The sequence below is a fragment of the Enterococcus sp. DIV0213h genome (assembly GCF_051711285.1).
Lineage (GTDB): Bacteria > Bacillota > Bacilli > Lactobacillales > Enterococcaceae > Enterococcus_D > Enterococcus_D casseliflavus.
In genome coordinates this window covers 2,360,985-2,381,414 of the sequence record NZ_JBIOMH010000001.1, presented here as the reverse complement: position 1 = coordinate 2,381,414, position 20,430 = coordinate 2,360,985, and the positions used below count along the sequence as shown (strand labels likewise).

Below are 20,430 nucleotides of genomic sequence, written 5' to 3'. Positions count from 1 at the left end.
CCGAAGTGTGCAAACTGTGAGAAGGCAGGCATTTAGGTTGAAAATTTATTTGAATTTTAGTTCATATTAAAATAATTATAGAGTGTCTAATTATCTTTTTATTAATACTGCTTCCGTTTCACTTGTTAAAAAAATGCGATAGGAGTAAATTAAAGGTGTAAAAACTTATTTTAGGAGGAATTAGGATGTGTACTGCGCTAACGTATGTAACGAAGGATCATTATTTTGGCAGAAATTTTGATTACGATGTTTCTTATAAAGAAGTGGTGACCATTACTCCGAGAAATTACCAATTGAAATTTCGCAAAGTAAGTGAAATAGATCACCATTATGCGATGATCGGAATTGCTGCTGGAGTCGCTGAATACCCACTCTATTATGATGCGGTCAACGAAAAAGGCTTAGGTATCGCTGGTTTGAATTTTCCAGAAAATGCTGTATACAATGAGTTTCAAGAGGGGAAAGAAAATGTCACGCCTTTTGAATTCATCCCATGGTTACTAGGACAATGCGCTACCGTGGAAGAGGCAAAAGCCCTGTTGGCGAAGGTTAATCTGGTAAAGATCAATTTTAGTGAAGAACTACCATTATCGCCATTGCATTGGATGATTGCTGATAAAAAGAGCGCCATCGTTGTTGAGAGTATGAGTGATGGTCTTCATATTCATGAAAATCCGGTAGGGGTCTTAACGAATAATCCGCCATTTGACTACCAGTTATTCAATTTGAATAACTACCGTGTGTTATCAGCGAAAACACCAGAAACGCATTTTTCTGACAAGCTGGATTTTGATGAGTACAGTCGTGGAATGGGGGGCTTAGGTCTGCCAGGAGATCTTTCTTCGATGTCTCGTTTTGTCAAAGCGGCATTTACCCGATTGAATTCCGTTTCTGGAGAATCTGAATCCGAAAGCATTAGTCAGTTTTTCCATATTCTAGGTTCGGTCGAACAGCAAAAAGGACTATGTGATATTGGAAATGAAAACTATGAATACACGATTTATACTTCTTGCTGCAATACAGACAAAGGGATCTATTACTATCGTACGTATGAAAATAGTCAAATCGTTGCAGTCGATATGAATAAAGAAGATTTGGAAGGGAATGAACCGATCTCTTATCCATTAGTTGAAGACCAACAAGTATTTTTCAGTAACTGATCCATTTTTAAAACCCCATCTCAATGACGTTTTGAGATGGGGTTCTTTTTCTGCTTAGTTTCAAACTGAATCGCTCTGACTCGGTGTTGCCTTCGTTTGTGCAGTGCGTTTATTTGGGAATGGGAAAAAGCGATTCACCAGTATGGCGATCGTCATGCCTATGAAGCTGTCAATAATCCGATTAAAGGCATACAAGTATGATTCAGTTTGAGGAATCATAAATAAAATCGTCAATAGTGTGGCACAAGCACCAACTGTTCCCTCGGAGTAATCAAATTTGACCAATAAAGCGATCATCAACATGATCACTAAAGGGATCGCAATGATTTGTATAACGGACGAATGTCCGAAAAAGTTAAATATCGCAATACAAAACACGGAAGCGATTGCGCCAAAGCTGTTGCCAGCAATCCGATGTTTCCCGTATTTGACGGTGTTTTCATGGTCTTCTCGTAGTGTGAAAACAGCTGTGATCGTCGATACAACATACGTTTCACGATTCAAAAGAAAACTAATCAAAATACACAGAAATACACTAATGCCAGTTTTTACATTTCTTAAGCCAAAGGTCAATCCAAATAATTTCAATCATGCCATCCTCTCAAAACAATTTCAACGAAATAGATTATACCATATCGCAAGCACTCATATTTTAGATTTTCAGAAAAATGAACAACGATTCTTTCATCGTGCGATGAGAGGTAAATTCTACCAGTAGTCGAAAAGCTAGTTTTATCCTATGCACTTTTCAACTTTGAGTATTGAAAGGAATACAATAAGTAAACCTAACTTAAAATGAATTGATTTTCGCATTCCTCATTTAAAGCTCCTTTCCATTTCCATGAGTGATCCTTCTTTTGATTTTTCAGTCCTGTTATCATTTATATAAGTTGTTTTGATAAAAAACTACTTACTGTTTATAAAAAGTTTGTTTTTTAGATATTATATTGAGATAATCAAAAATAAGGAGGGGATAAAATGAAAAAAGTTTCTGTATTACTTGTTTTCTTACTTGGTTTTGTTGTTTTTCCAGTGACAGTTTTCGCTGCTTCTTCACCGAGCGTGAGCTATCAAACGAATGTCCAGTCTCAAGGGTGGCAATCATGGAAAACAAACGCTCAGACGTCAGGGACTACAGGAAAAGGGAAGCGACTTGAAGCAATCAAAATAAAAATTACAAACGAAAAATATAAAGGAAGTATTGAATATAAAACATCCATTCAGAAACAAGGATGGGAAAAATCTTTTAGAAAAAATGGTGCGCTATCTGGTACAAGCGGTAAGGGGCAACGTTTGGAAGCGATCCAAATCAAACTTACCGGTGAGATCGCTAAGTATTATGATGTCTATTATCGAGTCAATGCACAACAATTTGGCTGGATGGGCTGGGCAAAAAACGGGCAGTCCTCAGGAACTTCTGGCTTTGGCTTTCAATTGGAAGCAATTCAGATCAAGCTGGTAAAAAAAGGTGGGAAAGCACCTGGAACGACGAATAATGGCTTTCGAGATGGACTGAAAAAATATGTAGATAAACGGGGCAAAGGGTTGATCAAAGGGTCAAAACAAAAGATTTATCACCTACCGGGCAGTCAATACTATAAGAAAACGACCAGTCCGATTCGTATGTTCAAGACAGAGGTGGAAGCTTACAAAGCGGGCTTTCGACCTGCTAAATAGAGAAAGACTCAGTCAATGTGTACACAATCGGGCACTTGAAACTGGTTCGATCACTATAAACAATTCCTTCCCCTCAGCGGGAAAGGAGTTTTTTATTCCATAGTATTTTTTGCTAGATATGAGGATTCACAAAGTAAGTTTACTGGCTGCCCGCTTTATAGGCTGATCCTTTTTTTAGCGAGGTGTCAGCACAAAGCTACCATCTTCATCGTTCATTCCTTCAATAAATGTAAAAATAATATTTTTACCATCTCTTTCAAGGAAGAAGTAGGACATCTCAGTTTCATATTCTGGATCTTGCATCACTAGCTGATTGTCTTCAAGGGTATAGTTGTAGGTATACTCGAATTCTTCCCAGACTACCCCATCAAAAGCTACTCCAAGCTCTTCCAGTTCATCATCTTCTTCTGATTGTAGCGAGCTATTATCGGTACCAATAGTAAGATTCGTTTCACTAAATGTGGCTGTCATCACTGCATACTCACCATCATCATCATCTATCTCAATAAGCCAGTCATTTTTTTGTAAGTCTTCTTTTGTGATATTTTCATTACCATTACCATTTCCACAACCAACAGCTATGACCATCAGAAGGAGAGTTATTAAGTTTATCGCTATTTTTTTCATTATTACACCTTTTCTTCCTTTTATTTTTGTTTATATGAGTATATTGTAACATATTTATTGCGTGCCTCGTTAAAGTAAAAAAATATGATTATCCATCACGTGATTTGCGACATCGATTACAAGTGCTTCTCTCCCTTCTTTTTTTAGTTTTGCTATCCGAAAGATCAGCATGACTAGCGGTACTTTTTTATTAGTAAGCGTAGGCTTTGCAAGAGTATTTCTCATTGAGTTTGCTTTCCAAAAGTATGCTTTTATTGGAAGCCAAAAAGAAAAGCTACCCCATGAGCCGTGACTAGCTTGTTTAAGTAGAATAAAGAAGCACTGAATGAATGGCAATCGGTGAGAAACTTGACTTAGAAAAAGCTTTTAAGGTGATTTAGAAAAGGATTTGGCTGGTTTAACATTGATATATGGCTATTAATGTGTATAATAAGTACTTGTGCGAAGCGCACCGCGGTTCATCAACCATCCCGCGTAATCAAAACTCGGAGAAAGTAGGGATCAAATGGAAAAATCAACAAATCTAACCAATCAACGTTTGCGTGTCGTCGCAGCCAATGGGATTATTATGGCACTTTATGTTGCTGTAACGGTTCTGGTCGCACCAGTCGCCTCAGGAGCGATTCAATTCAGAATATCTGAAGGGTTGAATCACTTAGTCGTTTTCAACAGAAAATTGATGTGGGGTGTCGTCGGTGGGGTCGTTGTGTATAACTTGTTCTTTGGAATGGGGATCTTGGATGTCGTATTCGGCGGTTTCGGAAGCTTTTTAGCCTTAGGAGCAACTGCCTTGGTACATAAGAAGATTCCAAATGTTTTCTTAAGACTCGCATTTAATACAATTGTTTTTTCATTAAGCATGTTCCTGATTGCGATTATGCTAAACATCACCTTAGCATTACCTTTCTGGCCAACCTTTGCAACAACGGCATTGAGTGAATTTATCGTGATGACGATCACTGCACCTGTGATGTATATCATCAATCGTGCCGTTCGTTTCGATAAACGCGTTTAAAAAAAAATCTTGTTTTTTGCTTTGATGGTTCTCAAAAAACAAGAAAAAAGATCATTCCTTTCTTTTTTAGGAATGATCTTTTATTTTATTCTGCTTTTAGGTCTTCGATCTCCACAACTTTGAAATTTTTTGCTTCCAGTTGAGAAACGATCTTGTCGCATAATTCTTTTGATGTGTTCGCTGGTAAAGTGATCATCGTACGACGGATAAATTCATCTTTACCGATATCCAGTGTGATACAGCTGGCAATACTGCTGTATTTTGCGATTATTTTTGCGATGACTGCTAAGTCGCCTTGTTGACCAGTTGATGCGATCGTCAACACATAGCTTCCTTGCTCAACACTCCATGACTGTGACAACATGTTCAACAAAGAACTGTGTGTCAAGATGCCATAAAATTGATTGTTTTCATCTAATACAGCAATATAAGGCAATTCTTTGATTGTGAAGAAAACGTTAAAGAAAGAAGAATTGACATAAATAAATTTGGTCGCATTTTTTAGTAGATAAGTGACTGGCAAAGTCATGTCGCCGCCGTTTGCTTTGTGGCGATAAATGTGCATTTTATAAATATTTCCTCTGAAAATCTTGCCTGATTCATCTAGGATAGGCACACAACGATAACCAGATTCTTCCAAAATTGCCAGCGCTTCTTCTAAAGTAGCTGTTTCTTTTACCGTTGTTAAATCGCGTTTTTTGTAAACCATTGTTTTTAATAACATAATTTTCCCTCCCAAATACCCATTTAACACCATTATCATACCACAAAATTAGAAGAAACTATATTTTTACGACAGAAAATCAAAAATTGACACATTCTTAAATAAATGGTATTTTTAGTGTTGGAAAACTTTATAAAAAGGGGGAGGACACTAAGATGGCAACAAAAAAAGCTGCTTTGGCTTGTTCTGTCTGCGGATCCCGCAACTATTCAAAATCAGTCAGTGAAGGTAAAAAAGGCGAACGCCTTGAAATCAACAAATTTTGCAAGTATTGTAATCAATATACGTTGCATCGTGAAACGAAGTAAGGAGGGAATCAAATGAAATTTTTGAAAAATGTTGTTGAAGAAATGAAAAACGTTTCTTGGCCATCGAAAAAGCAATTACGTAAAGATACCTTTGTGGTGATTCAAACAACCATTATTTTTGCATTGATGTTCTTTGTGATGGACACACTGATTCAAACAGTCTTCAATTGGATCCTAAAGTAAGACTTCTTACTGATAGCGCTAGTCATTTATCGCAAATCATGCTATAATCGCTTTGAGGAAAAACTTCGGTGCAGCTGAGGTTTTTTTATTTTACAAAAAGATGGGGAGTCCGAAAAAAATGGAATCTTTTGAAAAAAATTGGTATGTACTGCATACGTATTCTGGCTATGAAAACAAAGTAAAAGCGAACCTAGAGTCACGTGCACAAAGCATGGGTATGGGTGATTATATTTTCCGTGTCGTCGTTCCCGAAGAAGTAGAAACAGAAGAAAAAAACGGCAAAACCAAAGAAATCGTTCATAAAACATTTCCTGGCTATGTATTAGTTGAAATGGTCATGACGGATGAATCTTGGTACGTTGTACGTAATACTCCTGGGGTAACAGGTTTCGTTGGTTCCCATGGTGCAGGAAGCAAGCCAGCGCCTTTATTACAAGAAGAAATCAATTCAATTTTACGTTCGATCGGTATGAGCACTCGGACAGTTGAACTGGAAGTAGAAATTGGCGAAACCGTCAAAATCATCGAAGGTGCGTTTTCTGGTCTAGAAGGACAAGTAGCAGAAATCGATGAAGAAAAACAAAAACTAAAAGTGAACATCGATATGTTCGGTCGTGAAACGAGTACAGAACTTGATTTTGAGCAAGTAGATAAGATTTAACTACTGGATTCACTAGCAAGAATGACTCTTTTACGGTAAAATAACAGTAATGAGAATAAAGTGGACCAATTCGTTGGCCCACTTTTTTTCTCAAAATCAGTAAGCGCTTTATAAGAGGAAGGGGTCCTATGTCAAAACTAGTCACTTTTTTTAGAGTAAAGTTTCACAATGATTTTCATCCCCATGGTAAAGGGATGATCTCTGTACATAATGGATATAGCTTGTTATTTCTTTTCAATTTGCTGCTATTTTTCTTTGCTATGTTGTTTTTTGATCCAATGGTGGCAATCGAAGAGCTCAAGTTGATTTTGTTTTCGGAAAGTCATTTAGTCACCGATTATATTGCCATGACCTCGGTAGGGACGGCTTTGTTAAATAGCAGTCTGATGACCTTTGTAGCGATCTCGATTTGCTATCACTATCGGGTACCGATCACGGGCGGTGCAGTCTCTGCGATCTTCATGGTGACTGGCTATGGCTTTTTCGGGAAAAATCTCCTGAATTTTATCCCAATATTTTTAGGCGTTCGCCTGTATTCGTATTTTATGAACGAACCATTGAAAAAATTTCTGTTGATCGCCCTCTATGGGTCGTCGGTTTCCCCAATCGTCAGCTATTTTGCTTTCAATGATTCCTTGCCACCATACTTTAGTCTAGTGATGGGGTATGGCATTGGGATCTTCACCGGTTTTTTGATGGTTCCTATGGCCTTATACTTTCAAGCGCTGTTTCAAAGCGTCAGTCTATACAGTGCGGGATTTACTTCAGGGATGCTATGTACACTGGTCGCTGCCATCTGCCGAATGTTTGGCTTGACGATCGAGCTAAGAACATTAGTATCTCAAGAGCAGCAACCTCGATTGATTTTTATGATGCTGGTTTTAGGAGGGGTATTCGTCGGCTATGGCTTGTTGATGGCGATTAAGAAAAAACGATTGAATATGCGAGCGATTTGGTCGCATAGTGGCAAAATCGAGCGAGATATTTTAAGGGATACTGGCGTTTATAATACGATGATCAATATGGGGTTAATGACATTCTTGTTAGTGGCTTACGTTGTCAGTATTGGTGCGGTTTTAAATGGACCAGTTATCGGTGCGATCTTTTGCGTCATCGGCTTTTCTGCTTGTGGCTCTCATGTGTTTAACTCGCTGCCTTTATTGGCAGGGGTGACGATCGCCAATCTATTGAGCGTATACACCATCAACGAGACAGTTACAGTCACGTCAGCGATTTTTGCGATGATGCTCTGTGCAGTAACGAATGCCTATGGCTGGAAAGGCGGCTTGGTGGTCGGTTTTGTCCACGCCTCAATGGTACTGAATATTGATTTCTTACATGGAGGTTTGAATCTGTATAACAATGGTTTTTCTGGCGGGCTCGTTGCCATGATGATCATTCCCTTATTGGATCTCAGCAAACAGCTCTGGCAAAAATCAGCCGATCAGGCACAAGCTACCCAGGAAGAAAAACCACAAATGGACTTGAAAGCACAAGAAAGCGAGCAGCCATTGGTCACGTTGGATCAAACAGAAGGGAAACCTAAATTTTCCGAGCCTGTGAAGGTATTAAAACCCGTTGCCCAAAAGAAACACTATAGGTTAGGCGAGTGGGAGTAGAAAAACCGCCAATGTCGTTTGTTACTTGTTTAACAAGTGTGGATTACTTGTCTTTTCGTCGCTGAAAATCATGGGAAAATGAAAACCAACCAAGAACAAGCAACGATTGGTTGTTCTTGGTTGGTTTTTATTCGTGTTCGTTTCTAAAAAAATCAACGATTGGCTTCTAAGATTTCTGCCTGCAAGCGTTGGGCAGTCGGTGTCATGGCTAGACCGCCTTCAGCCGTTTCCTTGAAAATGCTAGGCATTTGGCGACCGACTTGATACATCGCTAAGACCACTTCATCAGGTGGGATAACACTTTCGATTCCTGCCAGTGCCATGTCGGCAGAGATAAAGGCTTGGGAAGATCCCAGGGCATTACGCTTCACGCATGGGACTTCGACTAAGCCCGCGACAGGGTCACAAATCAAGCCCATCATATTTTTGAGGGTGATCGCCACCGCTTGAGCCGCTTGGTGAGGGGTGCCACCTTTTGCACAAACCAAAGCTGCCGCTGCCATTGCGCTAGCAGAACCGATCTCCGCTTGACAACCGCCTTCGGCTCCAGAAATCGAGGCATTGTTGGCAATCACTAGACCAAAGGCGCCGGCTGTAAACAAAAAGTCGACTTGTTGCGCTCGAGTCAGTGCCAAACGTTCACGTACGGCCATCAAGACACCAGAAACAACACCCGCACTACCGGCGGTCGGTGTTGCACAGATCAAGCCCATTTTCGCATTGACTTCGTTGACTGCAATGGCATTTTGGACCGCTTGTAGAATGGTTTCTCCGCTTAAAAAATCACCGGCAGCAAGGTAGTCGTTCATGCGTGTCGCATCGCCGCCGGTCAATCCCGTCACCGATTTTACACCAGCGACACCTTCAGCGACTGATTGTTCCATAACAACTAAATTCTTTTCCATGATTGCAAGGATCTGTTCGCGACTACGGCCAGTATTTTCAGCTTCGATCGCAATCATCATCTCTGCAACGGAAGGATAATTTTTACTCTCTGTTACTAATTCTTCTATTGTATAGAACATGTGCCTTTTCTCCTTTAATCAAAATACGCAGCGCTGTAAACGTGTGGCAAAACTTTGATTTGTTGCGCCAGCTGATCATTGCGCTGATCGACTTCGATGATCATGATTGCTTTATCACCGACAGCTTCTCTTGTTACGGTCATCGTACCGATATTGATTTGAGCCTCTGATAGTAAATTGGTTACTTTTGCAATCATTCCTGGAACATCTTGATGAACGATCACATAAGTTGGCGTACCCAGCGTCAGAGAAATTTTGAAGCCGTTAAGCTCTGAGATTTGAATATTACCACCACCGATCGAGATACCAGTGACAGAAAGTTTGTGGCTACCTTTTGTCAAAATCATCTTGACCATATTTGGATGTTCCGCTTTTTCTTTTTTAGGAACGAATAGGACTTCGATCCCTTTCTCATAAGCGATTTTTAAAGAGTCTGCTAGGCGAGCATCATCTGGCTCCATGCCTAAAAGACCGCCAACTAACGCAATATCGGTTCCATGACCGCGATAGGTTTTGGCAAACGATTCATACAAAAGGATATCAACACTGTCTGGCTGTTCACCAAAAATACTGCGAACGATTTTTCCGATCCGAGCCGCACCGGCTGTATGAGAACTGCTGGGACCCACCATGATGGGACCGATTATATCAAATACACTGCGGTATTTTAATTGTTCCATTTTTTTCACCTCGATAGTAGTAAACGAATAGGGAAGAATTCCAGTAGTAGTGTAGCATAAAAAAATGAGAGAATGAAAAAAGCAGACCAAAAGCAAGGGATTTTTATTTATTTTTTTATCAAAGGAATGACGAAAAGCGATGGTGAGTATTTTTCCAAAAAAATCAGCTGAAAAACCTTGAATTATTCCTTAAAGATGCTATAATATTCCAGTGTGCTTTCGTCACACGTTTTTTGTGTGTGCACATGAATCACCAAAGTGGGAGGAGAAATTTGGATCTCCAATTAACCACATCACGGACTCAAGGAGGTATGTCTCGTGGCAAAAAAAGTAGAAAAAATCGTTAAATTGCAAATTCCTGCAGGTAAAGCAACACCAGCTCCGCCGGTAGGTCCTGCGCTAGGTCAAGCGGGTATCAACATCATGGGATTCACTAAAGAATTCAATGCTCGTACAGCTGATCAAGCAGGTTTGATCATTCCAGTAGTGATCTCTGTATACGAAGACCGTTCATTTACTTTCGTTACAAAAACACCACCAGCAGCAGTATTGTTGAAAAAAGCAGCAAACGTTGAAAAAGGTTCAGGCGAACCAAACAAAACAAAAGTTGCAAAAGTTTCACGCGATCAAGTAAAAGAAATCGCTGAATTGAAAATGGAAGACCTAAACGCAGCTGACGTTGAAGCAGCAATGCGCATGGTTGAAGGAACTGCACGAAGCATGGGGATCACTGTAGAATAATTACAGCCCTAAGGAAGTAGCTTCTCAGTCGGCTTCATATTGAAAAATATGGGACACGTGGGAGGTTCTACCGTTATAACCACATCAAGGAGGAAACAAAATGGCTAAAAAAAGCAAAAAAATGCAAGAAGCATTGAAAAAAGTTGATGCTACAAAAGCTTATTCAGTTGAAGAAGCAGTAGCTTTGGCAAAAGAAACAAATATTGCAAAATTCGACGCAACGGTTGAAGTTGCTTACAAATTAAACGTAGACCCTAAAAAAGCGGATCAACAAATCCGTGGCGCGGTTGTATTACCAAACGGTACTGGTAAAACACAAACAGTTTTAGTTTTTGCTAAAGGCGATAAAGCCAAAGAAGCAGAAGCAGCTGGTGCTGATTTCGTTGGTGACGACGATATGGTTCAAAAAATCCAAGGTGGCTGGTTCGATTTTGACGTTGTTGTTGCAACGCCTGACATGATGGCTACTGTTGGTAAATTAGGTCGTGTGTTAGGCCCTAAAGGTTTGATGCCTAACCCTAAAACTGGTACAGTAACAATGGACGTAACAAAAGCAGTTAACGAAGTTAAAGCTGGTAAAGTAACTTACCGTGTTGACAAAGCTGGAAACATCCACGTACCAATCGGAAAAGTTTCATTTGAAGATGACAAATTAATCGAAAACTTCAAAACAATCCATGAAACATTGTTGAAAGCTAAACCTTCAGCAGCAAAAGGTCAATACATGAAAAATATCTCAGTTACAACAACATTTGGACCTGGGATCCATGTAGAACAAGCTTCTTTCTAATTTAATACAAAAATTTAAAACTTTTATTGACTTGACTGCCTTATCTATGGTAAGGTAGTCAAGGTTAAAAGTTTAACTGTACCGAAGACAGTAGGTGGCATTTGCCTTAATTTCCTACCGAGGACGTTTATTGAGAACCTTCAATAGTCCCTCTATGTCTACGGTGGCATAGAGTTTTTTATTGTCTTTTTTTAAGACATAGGAACCGTTCGTTTCGAAGAAACTCTTCCATCAAAATCAGGAGGTGAAATATAAATGAGTGAAGCAGCTATCGCTAAAAAATCCGCGATCGTTGATGAAGTGAGTGAAAAATTCTCTGCAGCCGCATCTGTAGTCGTTGTTGACTACCGTGGACTAACTGTTGATGAAGTAACTCGCTTACGTAAACAATTGCGTGATGCAAACGTTGAGATGAAAGTTATCAAAAACTCAATTCTTTCTCGTGCTGCTGAAAAAGCTGGTCTAGAAGGTTTAGGTGAAGTATTCACTGGTCCTACTGCCGTAGCATTCAGTAACGAAGACGTTGTTGCACCTGCAAAAATCATTAACGATTTCGCAAAAGACGCAAAAGCTTTAGAAATCAAAGGCGGTATCATCGAAGGCAAAGTTTCTTCATTGGAAGAAATTACTGCATTGGCGAAATTGCCAAACCGCGAAGGACTTCTTTCTATGTTGCTATCTGTGCTACAAGCACCTATCCGCAACGTGGCTTACGCTGTCAAAGCAGTGGCAGAAAAAGAAGAAGATGCAGCATAATTGCCGCATGATTTTTCAGTATTAAAAAACTAAACTACTTACTTAAATGGAGGAAAACAAAATGGCATTGAACATTGAAAACATTGTCGAAGAGCTAAAAGGCGCGACAATCTTAGAATTAAACGATTTAATTAAAGCTATCGAAGAAGAATTTGGCGTATCTGCTGCAGCTCCTGTAGCTGTAGCTGGTGGAGCTGGCGATGCTGGTGCTGCTGAAGAACAAACTGAATTCACTGTAGAATTGTCTGCAGCTGGCGATCAAAAAGTTAAAGTTATCAAAGCAGTTCGTGAAGCAACTGGCTTAGGCTTGAAAGAAGCGAAAGCAGTCGTTGACGGAGCTCCTTCAGCAGTTAAAGAAGGCATCTCTAAAGACGAAGCTGAAGCATTGAAAGCAGCTTTAGAAGAAGTTGGCGCTTCAGTAACTGTTAAATAATTTTTCTTAGTGTCAAATCCTTTTGTATGAAGGGATTTGGCGCTTTTTTTTGTAAATGAAATTCCTGCATAAGGAATAAGCAGCGATCCCCGTTTCTTACTAGTGAGGATCACTGCTTATTTTTTTCGGAATTGTTGGAATAGGAACACAAAAATAAAAAAGAAAAATGCTTCCCACAATGTTGTGGTCCAGCTAAAGCTGCGGTTGATACCAAAAACGAGATTACCGATATTGGAAACCACCAAATACAATGCTGTTGCAAGCAAAGAATAGCCGAGTCGTTTACCCATCATTACGCCTCCCTTTGCTATGATTGTAACAAGTCGAAAGAGTTGTGGCAATCAATTCTCTCCTGATGGAAAGGAATTGGTTGGCGGAAAGAGAATAAAACGAACGATCACAGTGGACCGTTCGTTTTATAATGGTCTATGGGTGTGGCTATTTCAATGGGACATCAAAGATCCAACCTGTTGGGGCCGCAATATCCCCAAATTGAATGCCGGTCAATTGATCATACAATGCTTTTGTTTGTGGACCAACTTCCGTTTCACTATAGAACACATGAAAATCCTCACCATTTTGGATCCCGCCGATTGGGGAGATAACAGCAGCTGTTCCGCAGGCACCCGCTTCGACAAACCGATCCAGCTCATTGAGATAAACATCGCCTTCAACAGGGGTCAATCCTAATGAGTGTTTCGCTAGATGCAGCAATGAATATTTTGTGATACTTGGCAAAATAGAAGGAGATTTTGGTGTCACAAATTCATTGTCAGCCGTGATTCCGAAAAAGTTAGCAGAACCGACTTCTTCGATTTTGGTATGCGTTTCTGGATCCAGATAGATGCAGTCGGAAAATTTCCGCTGATGGGCTTCGTATCCAGGCAACAAACTCGCAGCATAATTTCCACCAACTTTGGCTGCGCCAGTACCATTTGGTGCCGCGCGATCATAATCAGAAACAATGAAATTGGTCGGTGTCAATCCGCCCTTAAAGTAAGGACCGACAGGCATACAAAAAACCGTAAAAATATACTCTGGTGCTGGACTGACACCGATGTTTTCTCCGACCCCAATCAATAGAGGACGAATATACAAGGTGGCGCCGCTGCCATAAGGTGGAACATATTCCTGATTTGCTTTTACTACTTGTTTTACCGCATCTAAGAAAAAGTCCTCAGGAACCTCTGGCATGCGCAGGCGATAGGCACTGCGATTCATCCGTTTGCTATTTTCGTCTGGACGGAACAAATTGATGCCGCCATCTTTTCTTCGGTAGGCTTTTAGTCCTTCAAAACATTGTTGTCCATAATGAAGAGCGGTTGATCCCTCGTGGATATGCAGATAATTATCCTCGGTAAGTTCGCCTTCATTCCAAGAACCGTCTTTCCATGTTGCCAAAAAACGCCATGGCGTCTTGATATAAGAAAACCCTAAATTTGACCAATCGATTGTCATTCGTTCACACCCTTTTTTAATTTTTCTAAGTATAGCACTTCAGAAAAGAAATGTCATTATTTTCTGAAAATTCTTCTGTAAGAATAGTTGGTGACATTGACGTGTAAAGGATAGGGAAGTGCTCTTTGCTTGTACGAGTTCCCCAGTTTGTTTTTCTACAAGTTCTGTGCTTCAATGAGAGTATAAAAAAACAAAAAAGGGGGAACGTTTGTGATTGAGGAAGTGTTGACGGACAGTCTGGGGATCGCTGCTGCGTATCGACGATTGAAACCAATCATGATCCATACACCACTTGCACCAAGTAATATTTTAGGCAAAGAAAAAGAGGGCGCGATATTTTTGAAATTAGAAAATCTACAGCGTACCGGCTCCTTTAAAGCGCGGGGGGCGTATAACAAGCTCGCTTCATTGACTGATGCAGAAAAACTTCGCGGTGTCATCGCCTGTTCTGCAGGAAATCATGCGCAAGGTGTTGCTCTGGCCGGATCGTTACTGGGGATCAATGTCCGAATCTTTATGCCATTAACGGCTGCTAAAACAAAAATAGAGGCGACAAGAAGCTATGGCGCACAAGTCGTTTTAGCAGGAGAGACGTTTGATGAAACCAAACAACTGACAGTAGACGCCATGAAAGAAAGTGGCGAAGTTTTTGTCTCTCCCTTTGATGATCGTGCAGTAATGGAGGGGCAAGGAACGATTGCGATCGAACTGTTAGAGGATCTTCCAGATGTTGATAATGTCATTATTCCCATCGGCGGTGGTGGGTTGATCGCTGGGATGGCTTTAGCCTTAAAAGAACTTCGTCCAGAAGTCAAAATCATCGGCGTTCAATCCTATGGCGTTTATGGTATGATCGCATCGATCTGGCAGCAAAAGCTGGTAGCCAATCGCCGCAGTAGAACGATCGCCGACGGCTGTGACGTCGCTTTGGCAGGGGAGCTGACCTATGATGTTTTAAAGACCCGTATCGATGAAACGGTCTTAGTTGAAGAATCCGACATCGAACAAGCGATCCATTACTTGGCTTTGAAGGAAAAAGTCATTGCAGAAGGTGCTGGTGCATTAAGTACAGCGGCGATTTTAAGCGGACAGATCGATCATTTACTTCGAGGAAAGAAAACTGTGGCTTTGGTCTCCGGCGGCAATATTGATTTCTCTGTGTTTAAGGAAATAATTTGAATAAAAAGCATACTCAAGTAAAATCGATGAGGTTCATTTGAAATTATCAAAAGGATCTCTATATCTTTACCTTCGATAGGGTCAAAATCATTGTGACGATAGCTAAAGGATCTTGTCGATTCATGGTATGAATAGCAGCAAAAAAAAGAGTTCCCGTTTGAAGGAACTCTTTTTTACATTCAAAACAACTATTTTACGATTAGAAACTGCGTCCGCCGCCGCCGAAAGTACCGCCGCCAGAAGAGTGGGTCGTACTGCCGCCTCCGCCGCCAGAAAAACCGCCACCACCGCCGCCTCCGCCATTATTCGAAGGCCGAGGGATGCGTCTGGTTGTGACAAAGGAGTTGACTAAGCGATCTTCTTTTTGAGTCAGATCAATACTTGATTTTTCTAGATAGTTAAATTTGTAGCCGCCCATTTTTAATTGGTAACGGGATTTAACAATGATGAAAAAGGCGATACTGATCACTGCTGCGATTGCTAAGCAAATAGCAATTTCTAGTGGCGTCATCACTTTGTAATAAGTAATTTTTCCAGTATCACGATCGATACGATAGTGATCGGCAGGAACACCTGCTTCCACAAAACCAGCTGCTTTTTGCAGATAGACCAATGCCGCTTGGTAATAATTTCCCTCTGCCATCTGGTCAAATACCGCATCAAGAAGATTGTCTAGACGTGAATCGGTGAGGTAATCGATCATATTTCCAGAAGTCGAAACGTGAAATTTACGTTGCGACATATCGATCACCAAAGCGGATCCGTTGTTGTCGTTGCCGATTCGTCTCGAAAGATACCGATCAGTATACAACTCGATATCTCCCGTGTTGCTGTTCGTTGTTTGAATAAACACTTCGCCTTTGATTTTCGCATTCAGCGCTTCTGCTTCTTCATTCAACTTCTGGATTTCTTGTTCGGTAAAAAGTCCAGCGTGGTCTGCGACTGTCTCTTCGGCTGCAAAGGCGGGCAGGGTGGTGAAGAAAAAGCCAACCAGCAGAAGCAACAAATAAGATAGTTTTTTCATAAGAAATACGCTCCAATCAATGCGAGGATGGTCGTTGCCGCGAAAATTGCACCACTGACGATTCCCAAGCGTTTGTAACTGATTGGTAAAACACCGCTGACTTTTCCTGTTTGCCCATTCATCGCATAATAAAAGGCACTCTTGTTTTCATCATCGGCTCGATAGGTCACTAGCCATACAGGAAGCAAAACGTAATTGTTTTCTTCTTTTGTTAGATTGATGGATCGATTGTTGCGTTTAAAACTAGTATAGCCATTGACGGTACCTGCTAGCAGATTTTCAGCATAACCCGATAATTCGTTTTTGACTTCGTCGGAAAGATCAATGTATTCAATGTCTCTTTTTTCTGCTTGGAAGCCGGCTAAATACTGACTGCGAAAATTAACAGCTTTTTCAAGGGGAAACGGCTGAACACCAGTTACCATTTTTTGCTGGACGTTTTTTGACAGCGCATGCTTGAGCAATTCATTCACCTTGATTTTGCCTCGTCGCAAGACGTCGTATTGTTTATGCTCGGTATATTCAATGTCACCCACTCGCCAAATTCTCAAGGAGGTACCCATTCCTGAGAGGGAGCCGTTCATCTCGGCATCGACGACCCAATAAGGGAAGTATACGCCAGTCAATTTCTCTACTTGTGCTTGGTCGAAGAAATCCCGTGGGACGAATTTTTTCTTTTGCGCCCATTCTAAAAACTTTTGCGTTGCTTCTTCTTTTTCGATCGCAAAGGGAAGGACTTTGTTTGGCAAAAATTCTCCCGAAAGCCGTCCAGATAAAACGACCGGGTTATGGCAAAAGTAGCAATAGGTTGCAGCTGTAGTCGCATCCGTCACGATTTCAGCACCGCAGCTGGGGCAGGTGAAAAGGTCCATCTGTCCCGCTTGTGCATTGGCTTGTTGCTGCACTTCTTCTTCAAGGCTCGGCTCCGTCACTGAGGCAGCCGTGGCATCTACAGAAGAATCAGCGGCCATTTGCGCTTCTTTTTGCTTTTCTTCAAAGGCAGTGACTTCGTCTTCAGTAAAAATACTCAGACAAAATGGACAATGAAATTTTTGATCGCCAGGATCAAAGGTTAAAGCGCCCCCGCAATTGGGGCACTTATGTGTGATAACATCCATCAGCAATCCTCCTCAATTAGTCTACTGGGACACCTTTGAAAGGTTTGCCGCAATTCGGACAGAATTTTGGAATGCCGTTGGCTAAATCAATCACTTCACCACAATCGCTGCATTTCATTTTCAGACTTGGTCCATCGCTCGTTGGTTTAGGCGTGCCGCAATTGCTGCAGAATTTACCAGTATTAGATGTGCCGCATTGTGGGCAGTCCCAATGATCTGCGTTGCTTTGTGCAGGTGCTTGTTGCTGCTGCATCTGCTGTTGGTTGTTTTGTGACGCTTGGTTCAAATAACCGCCACCAGCGTTCATCCCCATGCCCATGCCAACAAACCCAGTCGTAGCGCCAGCGGCATTGCTACCGGCAGATTCCATACCACGAGCTACCGAACCTTGAACATAGCCTTCACGAATCGAAGGGTCACCTAACATTGCCCCTTGGTTCCGCATGTTGATCAATTTTACGGAATCATCCGTATAAGAGATGCTTGCGACGGCAACCGAAACGATTTCCATTCCTCGGAGTTCTCGCCAGCTGTCATCAAGAACTGTTCCCATATATTTGCTTAATTCCATGCTCTTAGATGGAACGTAAGAAATTCGTTCGCCATCAGCGGACATTTTGTTGATCGCTGTTTGTAGGGCGGTCAAAAATTCAGCTAAGTACTGCTCGTTGATGTCGTTGATATCGACTTGACTTTTGTTTTTTGGGATCGCATTCGTATAGAACAAAATTGGATCGGTAATTCGTAAGGAATAGTTTCCGTGCGCCCGCAAGAAAAGTTCTGCGTTGTAAAAGTTGTCAAAATAATTCAAAGGCGAGGAAGTACCGAAGCGAATCCCTTTGATTTCTTGTAGATTGATATAAAAAACTTGTTGTTTTTGCGGTGTAACGCCACCAAACTTAAAGCGGTCAAACGTTTCAGAAATCGCATCTTTCAATGAACCGTTTAACATTGAAGGCGCTAATTCGTTTTTCACTGTATAGTAGCCTTCTTCGGCGGTATAATCGATGATTCGCCCGCCATCAACCAATAACATCATCATATTCGGATAGACATGGATCACTGAGCCATCAGTGATGACATCTTCTGTGCCTTTTCTGTTGGAACCGCGTTTGTCATTACGCCGCACTTTGACACCTTTTGTCATTACTGTCGAATCGCTCATATTGTCAGGCTCGATCACCTCTAGCCATTGATCTGCTAATCCGCCGCCAATTGCGCTTGTTGCCGCTTTGATAATACCCATTTTCAGTCCTCCTTTAAATTGTTTTCATCACAATAGATGAACATAGATTCATTATACCATAGGAGGTGAGATTTACGTTATCAGTCTAAAGTTGGAGAGGAGTTTTTCGCAAAATCCATCAATAAACGGTTCGTTCGCAGGTGGATTTGAATAAAAGAGACAAATTGGAGATTGCGGATTAAATTTCCATTTCTTTTGAGATTCCCCCACGCAAACGGTGGTTTTTTTGGCTGATATTACGTATAATAGAAGGTAGCGAATTTTGAAATGAGTGTGGAAAACTATGGCTTATCAAGCATTATATCGTGTTTGGCGTTCTCAGCGTTTTGATGATGTTGTCGGACAAAAAGCAATTACCCAAACCTTAAAAAATGCAATCGATCAAAACCAGATCTCGCATGCCTATTTATTTACTGGTCCTCGAGGAACCGGGAAAACAAGTGCAGCGAAAATTTTTGCCAAAGCCATCAATTGTCCGAACCAGGTCAACGGTGAGCCTTGCAATGAGTGCGATATGTGTCGCTCAATCACAGCAGGGACGCAAGAAGACGTGATTGAAATCGATGCGGCAAGCAACAACGGTGTAGAAGAAATTCGCTTTATTCGTGATCGTGCGAACTATGCACCGACCCAAGCTGAATACAAAGTTTATATCATTGATGAAGTGCACATGCTGTCAACAGGCGCATTCAACGCTTTACTAAAAACATTGGAAGAACCACGGAAAAATGTTGTCTTTATTTTGGCAACAACAGAGCCCCATAAGATTCCAGCAACGATCATTTCTCGAACCCAACGTTTTGATTTCAAACGGATCAATACGCAAGATATCGTGGGTCATTTAGAAACGGTCCTTACTACTAGTGAGATCAATTACGAAGCAGAAGCTTTACAGATCATTGCGCGAGCCGCAGAAGGCGGTATGCGGGATGCCTTGAGTATCACCGACCAGGCGATCGCTTTTAGTGATGGAACCGTAACGACCCAAGATGCTCTTGAAGTGACGGGCAGCTTGTCCTATGAAATGATGGACCGTCTGATGCAAGCTTGCGGGGAAAAAGAAGTTGCCGATGCGTTAGCGACCTTGCGGGAGTTATTAGCCTCTGGTAAAGAAGCCCGACGTTTATTGGAAAACTTGTTGGTTTATTGTCGAGACTTGCTGATGTATCAACAAGCGCCGCAGCTGCTATCTGAAAAGTCGCTGCAATTGACTGAAGCGTTTCAAACACTGGCAAAAAATACCCCGCCAGCAAAAATCTATCACTGGATCACTGTCTTAAACGATACGCAAAATGAAGTACGATTTACGAACAATCCTACGATCTATCTGGAAGTGGCTGTGGTCAAATTAGCCAATGATCCAGAAAGTGCTGCTGTTGCTAGCAATTCAGCTGATAATAGTCAAGAAGTGGCGCAGTTACGGCAAGCATTGCAAAAACTTCAGGCAGAGGTGCAACGACTGCAGGAGAATCGACCGGCAGGTGCCGTTGCGGAAACCACTGCGCCAGTGAAGAAAGCCAAGGCGACCACTATGTTCCGTTTACCAAAGGAACGCGTGTTCCAAGTACTGAAAAGTGCAACGAAGAAAGACTTAGCAAACGTTCGCAATGTTTGGGACGATCTTTTGATGTCTCTTTCCGTGACGCAAAGAGCGATGCTGCATTCCAGTGAAGCAAAAGCTGCCAGCGAATCGGGCGTCGTGATCGCTTTTGACTATGAGATCTTATGCCAGCGAGCAAGTAACGACCAAGAGTTTCAATTGATGATCCATAATCAATTGTCTCGCATGATCAAAGACTACGCCCCCCAGGCTGTGTTTATCACAAAAGAAAGTTGGCCAGCACTACGGCAAGAGTTTTTGGCCGGCGGTCAAGCAACGGCAGATTCGGAAATTGAAGTAGACCAAGAAGAGACCGAAGCCGCTCCTGTCGAACCTGAAAATGACGACTTAGTAACAAAAGCGCAAGAGTTATTTGGTGAATTAACCAGCATTGAAGAAAATTAAT

The 20,430-nt window shown here is 41.4% G+C and carries 23 protein-coding genes and 1 other annotated feature; of the genes, 13 read left to right on the top strand and 10 right to left on the bottom strand.

Features of this window, described 5'->3' with window-relative positions:
* Nucleotides 1-185 precede the first annotated feature (185 nt).
* A complete protein-coding gene (gene bsh / locus IGI77_RS10975; protein ID WP_347482471.1) occupies nt 186-1,160 on the top strand; it encodes a choloylglycine hydrolase in 975 nt (324 codons plus the stop codon).
* Nucleotides 1,161-1,220: 60 nt separating this feature from the next.
* On the opposite strand, the gene IGI77_RS10970 is transcribed toward bsh, so the two are convergent.
* On the bottom strand, nt 1,221-1,748 hold the full coding sequence (locus IGI77_RS10970; protein ID WP_074535165.1) for an FUSC family protein: 528 nt from the start codon (nt 1,746-1,748) through the stop codon (nt 1,221-1,223).
* A gap of 390 nt (nt 1,749-2,138) precedes the next feature.
* Here IGI77_RS10970 and IGI77_RS10965 point away from each other — a divergent pair, with 390 nt between their 5' ends.
* The gene (locus tag IGI77_RS10965; protein ID WP_118215482.1) at nt 2,139-2,837 is read left to right on the top strand and encodes a sunset domain-containing protein; all 699 of its coding nucleotides are present in this window, start codon (nt 2,139-2,141) and stop codon (nt 2,835-2,837) included.
* A 174-nt stretch (nt 2,838-3,011) separates the two neighbouring features.
* Here IGI77_RS10965 and IGI77_RS10960 read toward each other — a convergent pair whose 3' ends face one another.
* On the bottom strand, nt 3,012-3,464 hold the full coding sequence (locus IGI77_RS10960; protein ID WP_123833657.1) for a hypothetical protein: 453 nt from the start codon (nt 3,462-3,464) through the stop codon (nt 3,012-3,014).
* 505 nt (nt 3,465-3,969) lie between these two features.
* On the opposite strand from IGI77_RS10960, the gene IGI77_RS10955 reads away from it, so the two are divergent.
* Complete coding sequence (locus tag IGI77_RS10955; RefSeq protein ID WP_005229760.1) at nt 3,970-4,479, top strand: QueT transporter family protein; 510 nt, start codon at nt 3,970-3,972, stop codon at nt 4,477-4,479.
* An 85-nt stretch (nt 4,480-4,564) separates the two neighbouring features.
* Here IGI77_RS10955 and cbpA read toward each other — a convergent pair whose 3' ends face one another.
* Nucleotides 4,565-5,203 carry a cyclic di-AMP binding protein CbpA gene (cbpA, locus tag IGI77_RS10950; RefSeq protein ID WP_005229762.1) on the bottom strand — a complete coding sequence of 213 codons (639 nt, stop codon included), beginning with the start codon at nt 5,201-5,203 and terminating at the stop codon, nt 4,565-4,567.
* Between the two features lie 155 nt (nt 5,204-5,358).
* Between cbpA and rpmG the strand changes: the two genes are divergently transcribed.
* The 4 genes from rpmG (at nt 5,359) to IGI77_RS10930 (ending at nt 7,974) form a co-directional block, all read left to right on the top strand.
* On the top strand, nt 5,359-5,511 hold the full coding sequence (rpmG, locus tag IGI77_RS10945) for a 50S ribosomal protein L33 (protein WP_005229764.1): 153 nt from the start codon (nt 5,359-5,361) through the stop codon (nt 5,509-5,511).
* A 12-nt stretch (nt 5,512-5,523) separates the two neighbouring features.
* Nucleotides 5,524-5,694, top strand: coding sequence for a preprotein translocase subunit SecE (gene secE, locus IGI77_RS10940; protein ID WP_005229766.1), 171 nt, complete (start codon nt 5,524-5,526; stop codon nt 5,692-5,694).
* Nucleotides 5,695-5,812: 118 nt separating this feature from the next.
* Nucleotides 5,813-6,355: a transcription termination/antitermination protein NusG gene (gene nusG / locus IGI77_RS10935; RefSeq protein ID WP_005229769.1), complete on the top strand. Its 543-nt coding sequence runs from the start codon at nt 5,813-5,815 to the stop codon at nt 6,353-6,355.
* 128 nt (nt 6,356-6,483) lie between these two features.
* The gene (locus IGI77_RS10930) at nt 6,484-7,974 is read left to right on the top strand and encodes a DUF1576 domain-containing protein (protein ID WP_015509956.1); all 1,491 of its coding nucleotides are present in this window, start codon (nt 6,484-6,486) and stop codon (nt 7,972-7,974) included.
* Nucleotides 7,975-8,126: 152 nt separating this feature from the next.
* On the opposite strand, the gene sdaAA is transcribed toward IGI77_RS10930, so the two are convergent.
* The gene (sdaAA, locus tag IGI77_RS10925) at nt 8,127-8,999 is read right to left on the bottom strand and encodes an L-serine ammonia-lyase, iron-sulfur-dependent, subunit alpha (protein WP_010749448.1); all 873 of its coding nucleotides are present in this window, start codon (nt 8,997-8,999) and stop codon (nt 8,127-8,129) included.
* 14 nt (nt 9,000-9,013) lie between these two features.
* Complete coding sequence (sdaAB, locus tag IGI77_RS10920) at nt 9,014-9,679, bottom strand: L-serine ammonia-lyase, iron-sulfur-dependent subunit beta (RefSeq protein WP_005229781.1); 666 nt, start codon at nt 9,677-9,679, stop codon at nt 9,014-9,016.
* Nucleotides 9,680-9,997: 318 nt separating this feature from the next.
* On the opposite strand from sdaAB, the gene rplK reads away from it, so the two are divergent.
* The 4 genes from rplK to rplL all read left to right on the top strand — a co-directional run bounded on the left by rplK (nt 9,998) and on the right by rplL (nt 12,399).
* Nucleotides 9,998-10,420, top strand: coding sequence for a 50S ribosomal protein L11 (gene rplK, locus IGI77_RS10915; protein ID WP_005229787.1), 423 nt, complete (start codon nt 9,998-10,000; stop codon nt 10,418-10,420).
* Between the two features lie 100 nt (nt 10,421-10,520).
* Nucleotides 10,521-11,210, top strand: a complete 690-nt coding sequence (gene rplA, locus IGI77_RS10910; protein ID WP_005229790.1) for a 50S ribosomal protein L1 — start codon at nt 10,521-10,523, stop codon at nt 11,208-11,210.
* Between the two features lie 63 nt (nt 11,211-11,273).
* Nucleotides 11,274-11,400: a sequence feature (ribosomal protein L10 leader region), on the top strand.
* 65 nt (nt 11,401-11,465) lie between these two features.
* Nucleotides 11,466-11,966 carry a 50S ribosomal protein L10 gene (gene rplJ, locus IGI77_RS10905; RefSeq protein ID WP_016610861.1) on the top strand — a complete coding sequence of 167 codons (501 nt, stop codon included), beginning with the start codon at nt 11,466-11,468 and terminating at the stop codon, nt 11,964-11,966.
* 61 nt (nt 11,967-12,027) lie between these two features.
* Nucleotides 12,028-12,399 carry a 50S ribosomal protein L7/L12 gene (rplL, locus tag IGI77_RS10900; RefSeq protein ID WP_438770035.1) on the top strand — a complete coding sequence of 124 codons (372 nt, stop codon included), beginning with the start codon at nt 12,028-12,030 and terminating at the stop codon, nt 12,397-12,399.
* A 116-nt stretch (nt 12,400-12,515) separates the two neighbouring features.
* Here rplL and IGI77_RS10895 read toward each other — a convergent pair whose 3' ends face one another.
* Complete coding sequence (locus IGI77_RS10895) at nt 12,516-12,689, bottom strand: hypothetical protein (RefSeq protein ID WP_005231922.1); 174 nt, start codon at nt 12,687-12,689, stop codon at nt 12,516-12,518.
* Nucleotides 12,690-12,837: 148 nt separating this feature from the next.
* A complete protein-coding gene (locus IGI77_RS10890; RefSeq protein WP_438770033.1) occupies nt 12,838-13,857 on the bottom strand; it encodes a branched-chain amino acid aminotransferase in 1,020 nt (339 codons plus the stop codon).
* Nucleotides 13,858-14,067: 210 nt separating this feature from the next.
* On the opposite strand from IGI77_RS10890, the gene IGI77_RS10885 reads away from it, so the two are divergent.
* Complete coding sequence (locus tag IGI77_RS10885; RefSeq protein ID WP_087627667.1) at nt 14,068-15,036, top strand: pyridoxal-phosphate dependent enzyme; 969 nt, start codon at nt 14,068-14,070, stop codon at nt 15,034-15,036.
* Between the two features lie 199 nt (nt 15,037-15,235).
* Here IGI77_RS10885 and IGI77_RS10880 read toward each other — a convergent pair whose 3' ends face one another.
* Genes IGI77_RS10880 through IGI77_RS10870 form a run of 3 tightly spaced genes read right to left on the bottom strand, consistent with a single transcriptional unit; the run spans nt 15,236 to nt 18,424 of the window.
* The gene (locus IGI77_RS10880; RefSeq protein ID WP_428207181.1) at nt 15,236-16,060 is read right to left on the bottom strand and encodes a TPM domain-containing protein; all 825 of its coding nucleotides are present in this window, start codon (nt 16,058-16,060) and stop codon (nt 15,236-15,238) included.
* Nucleotides 16,057-17,178, bottom strand: a complete 1,122-nt coding sequence (locus IGI77_RS10875; RefSeq protein WP_015509952.1) for a hypothetical protein — start codon at nt 17,176-17,178, stop codon at nt 16,057-16,059. Before IGI77_RS10875 ends, IGI77_RS10880 begins: the two co-directional genes overlap by 4 nt.
* Nucleotides 17,179-17,194: 16 nt before the next feature.
* Nucleotides 17,195-18,424 (bottom strand): SPFH domain-containing protein, encoded by a 1,230-nt coding sequence (locus IGI77_RS10870; protein ID WP_010749514.1) that lies wholly within the window; start codon nt 18,422-18,424, stop codon nt 17,195-17,197.
* 283 nt (nt 18,425-18,707) lie between these two features.
* On the opposite strand from IGI77_RS10870, the gene dnaX reads away from it, so the two are divergent.
* Nucleotides 18,708-20,429 carry a DNA polymerase III subunit gamma/tau gene (gene dnaX, locus IGI77_RS10865; RefSeq protein ID WP_438770030.1) on the top strand — a complete coding sequence of 574 codons (1,722 nt, stop codon included), beginning with the start codon at nt 18,708-18,710 and terminating at the stop codon, nt 20,427-20,429.
* Nucleotide 20,430 lies beyond the last annotated feature (1 nt).

What these genes read in the sequence shown, in the direction of transcription:
- bsh (WP_347482471.1), top strand. Translation starts at nt 186, where the DNA reads ATGTGTACTGCGCTAACGTATGTAACGAAGGATCATTATTTTGGCAGA.
- IGI77_RS10965 (WP_118215482.1), top strand. Translation starts at nt 2,139, where the DNA reads ATGAAAAAAGTTTCTGTATTACTTGTTTTCTTACTTGGTTTTGTTGTT.
- IGI77_RS10960 (WP_123833657.1), bottom strand. Translation starts at nt 3,464, where the DNA reads ATGAAAAAAATAGCGATAAACTTAATAACTCTCCTTCTGATGGTCATA.
- IGI77_RS10955 (WP_005229760.1), top strand. Translation starts at nt 3,970, where the DNA reads ATGGAAAAATCAACAAATCTAACCAATCAACGTTTGCGTGTCGTCGCA.
- cbpA (WP_005229762.1), bottom strand. Translation starts at nt 5,203, where the DNA reads ATGTTATTAAAAACAATGGTTTACAAAAAACGCGATTTAACAACGGTA.
- rpmG (WP_005229764.1), top strand. Translation starts at nt 5,359, where the DNA reads ATGGCAACAAAAAAAGCTGCTTTGGCTTGTTCTGTCTGCGGATCCCGC.
- secE (WP_005229766.1), top strand. Translation starts at nt 5,524, where the DNA reads ATGAAATTTTTGAAAAATGTTGTTGAAGAAATGAAAAACGTTTCTTGG.
- nusG (WP_005229769.1), top strand. Translation starts at nt 5,813, where the DNA reads ATGGAATCTTTTGAAAAAAATTGGTATGTACTGCATACGTATTCTGGC.
- IGI77_RS10930 (WP_015509956.1), top strand. Translation starts at nt 6,484, where the DNA reads ATGTCAAAACTAGTCACTTTTTTTAGAGTAAAGTTTCACAATGATTTT.
- sdaAA (WP_010749448.1), bottom strand. Translation starts at nt 8,999, where the DNA reads ATGTTCTATACAATAGAAGAATTAGTAACAGAGAGTAAAAATTATCCT.
- sdaAB (WP_005229781.1), bottom strand. Translation starts at nt 9,679, where the DNA reads ATGGAACAATTAAAATACCGCAGTGTATTTGATATAATCGGTCCCATC.
- rplA (WP_005229790.1), top strand. Translation starts at nt 10,521, where the DNA reads ATGGCTAAAAAAAGCAAAAAAATGCAAGAAGCATTGAAAAAAGTTGAT.
- rplJ (WP_016610861.1), top strand. Translation starts at nt 11,466, where the DNA reads ATGAGTGAAGCAGCTATCGCTAAAAAATCCGCGATCGTTGATGAAGTG.
- rplL (WP_438770035.1), top strand. Translation starts at nt 12,028, where the DNA reads ATGGCATTGAACATTGAAAACATTGTCGAAGAGCTAAAAGGCGCGACA.
- IGI77_RS10895 (WP_005231922.1), bottom strand. Translation starts at nt 12,689, where the DNA reads ATGGGTAAACGACTCGGCTATTCTTTGCTTGCAACAGCATTGTATTTG.
- IGI77_RS10890 (WP_438770033.1), bottom strand. Translation starts at nt 13,857, where the DNA reads ATGACAATCGATTGGTCAAATTTAGGGTTTTCTTATATCAAGACGCCA.
- IGI77_RS10880 (WP_428207181.1), bottom strand. Translation starts at nt 16,060, where the DNA reads ATGAAAAAACTATCTTATTTGTTGCTTCTGCTGGTTGGCTTTTTCTTC.
- IGI77_RS10875 (WP_015509952.1), bottom strand. Translation starts at nt 17,178, where the DNA reads ATGGATGTTATCACACATAAGTGCCCCAATTGCGGGGGCGCTTTAACC.
- IGI77_RS10870 (WP_010749514.1), bottom strand. Translation starts at nt 18,424, where the DNA reads ATGGGTATTATCAAAGCGGCAACAAGCGCAATTGGCGGCGGATTAGCA.
- dnaX (WP_438770030.1), top strand. Translation starts at nt 18,708, where the DNA reads ATGGCTTATCAAGCATTATATCGTGTTTGGCGTTCTCAGCGTTTTGAT.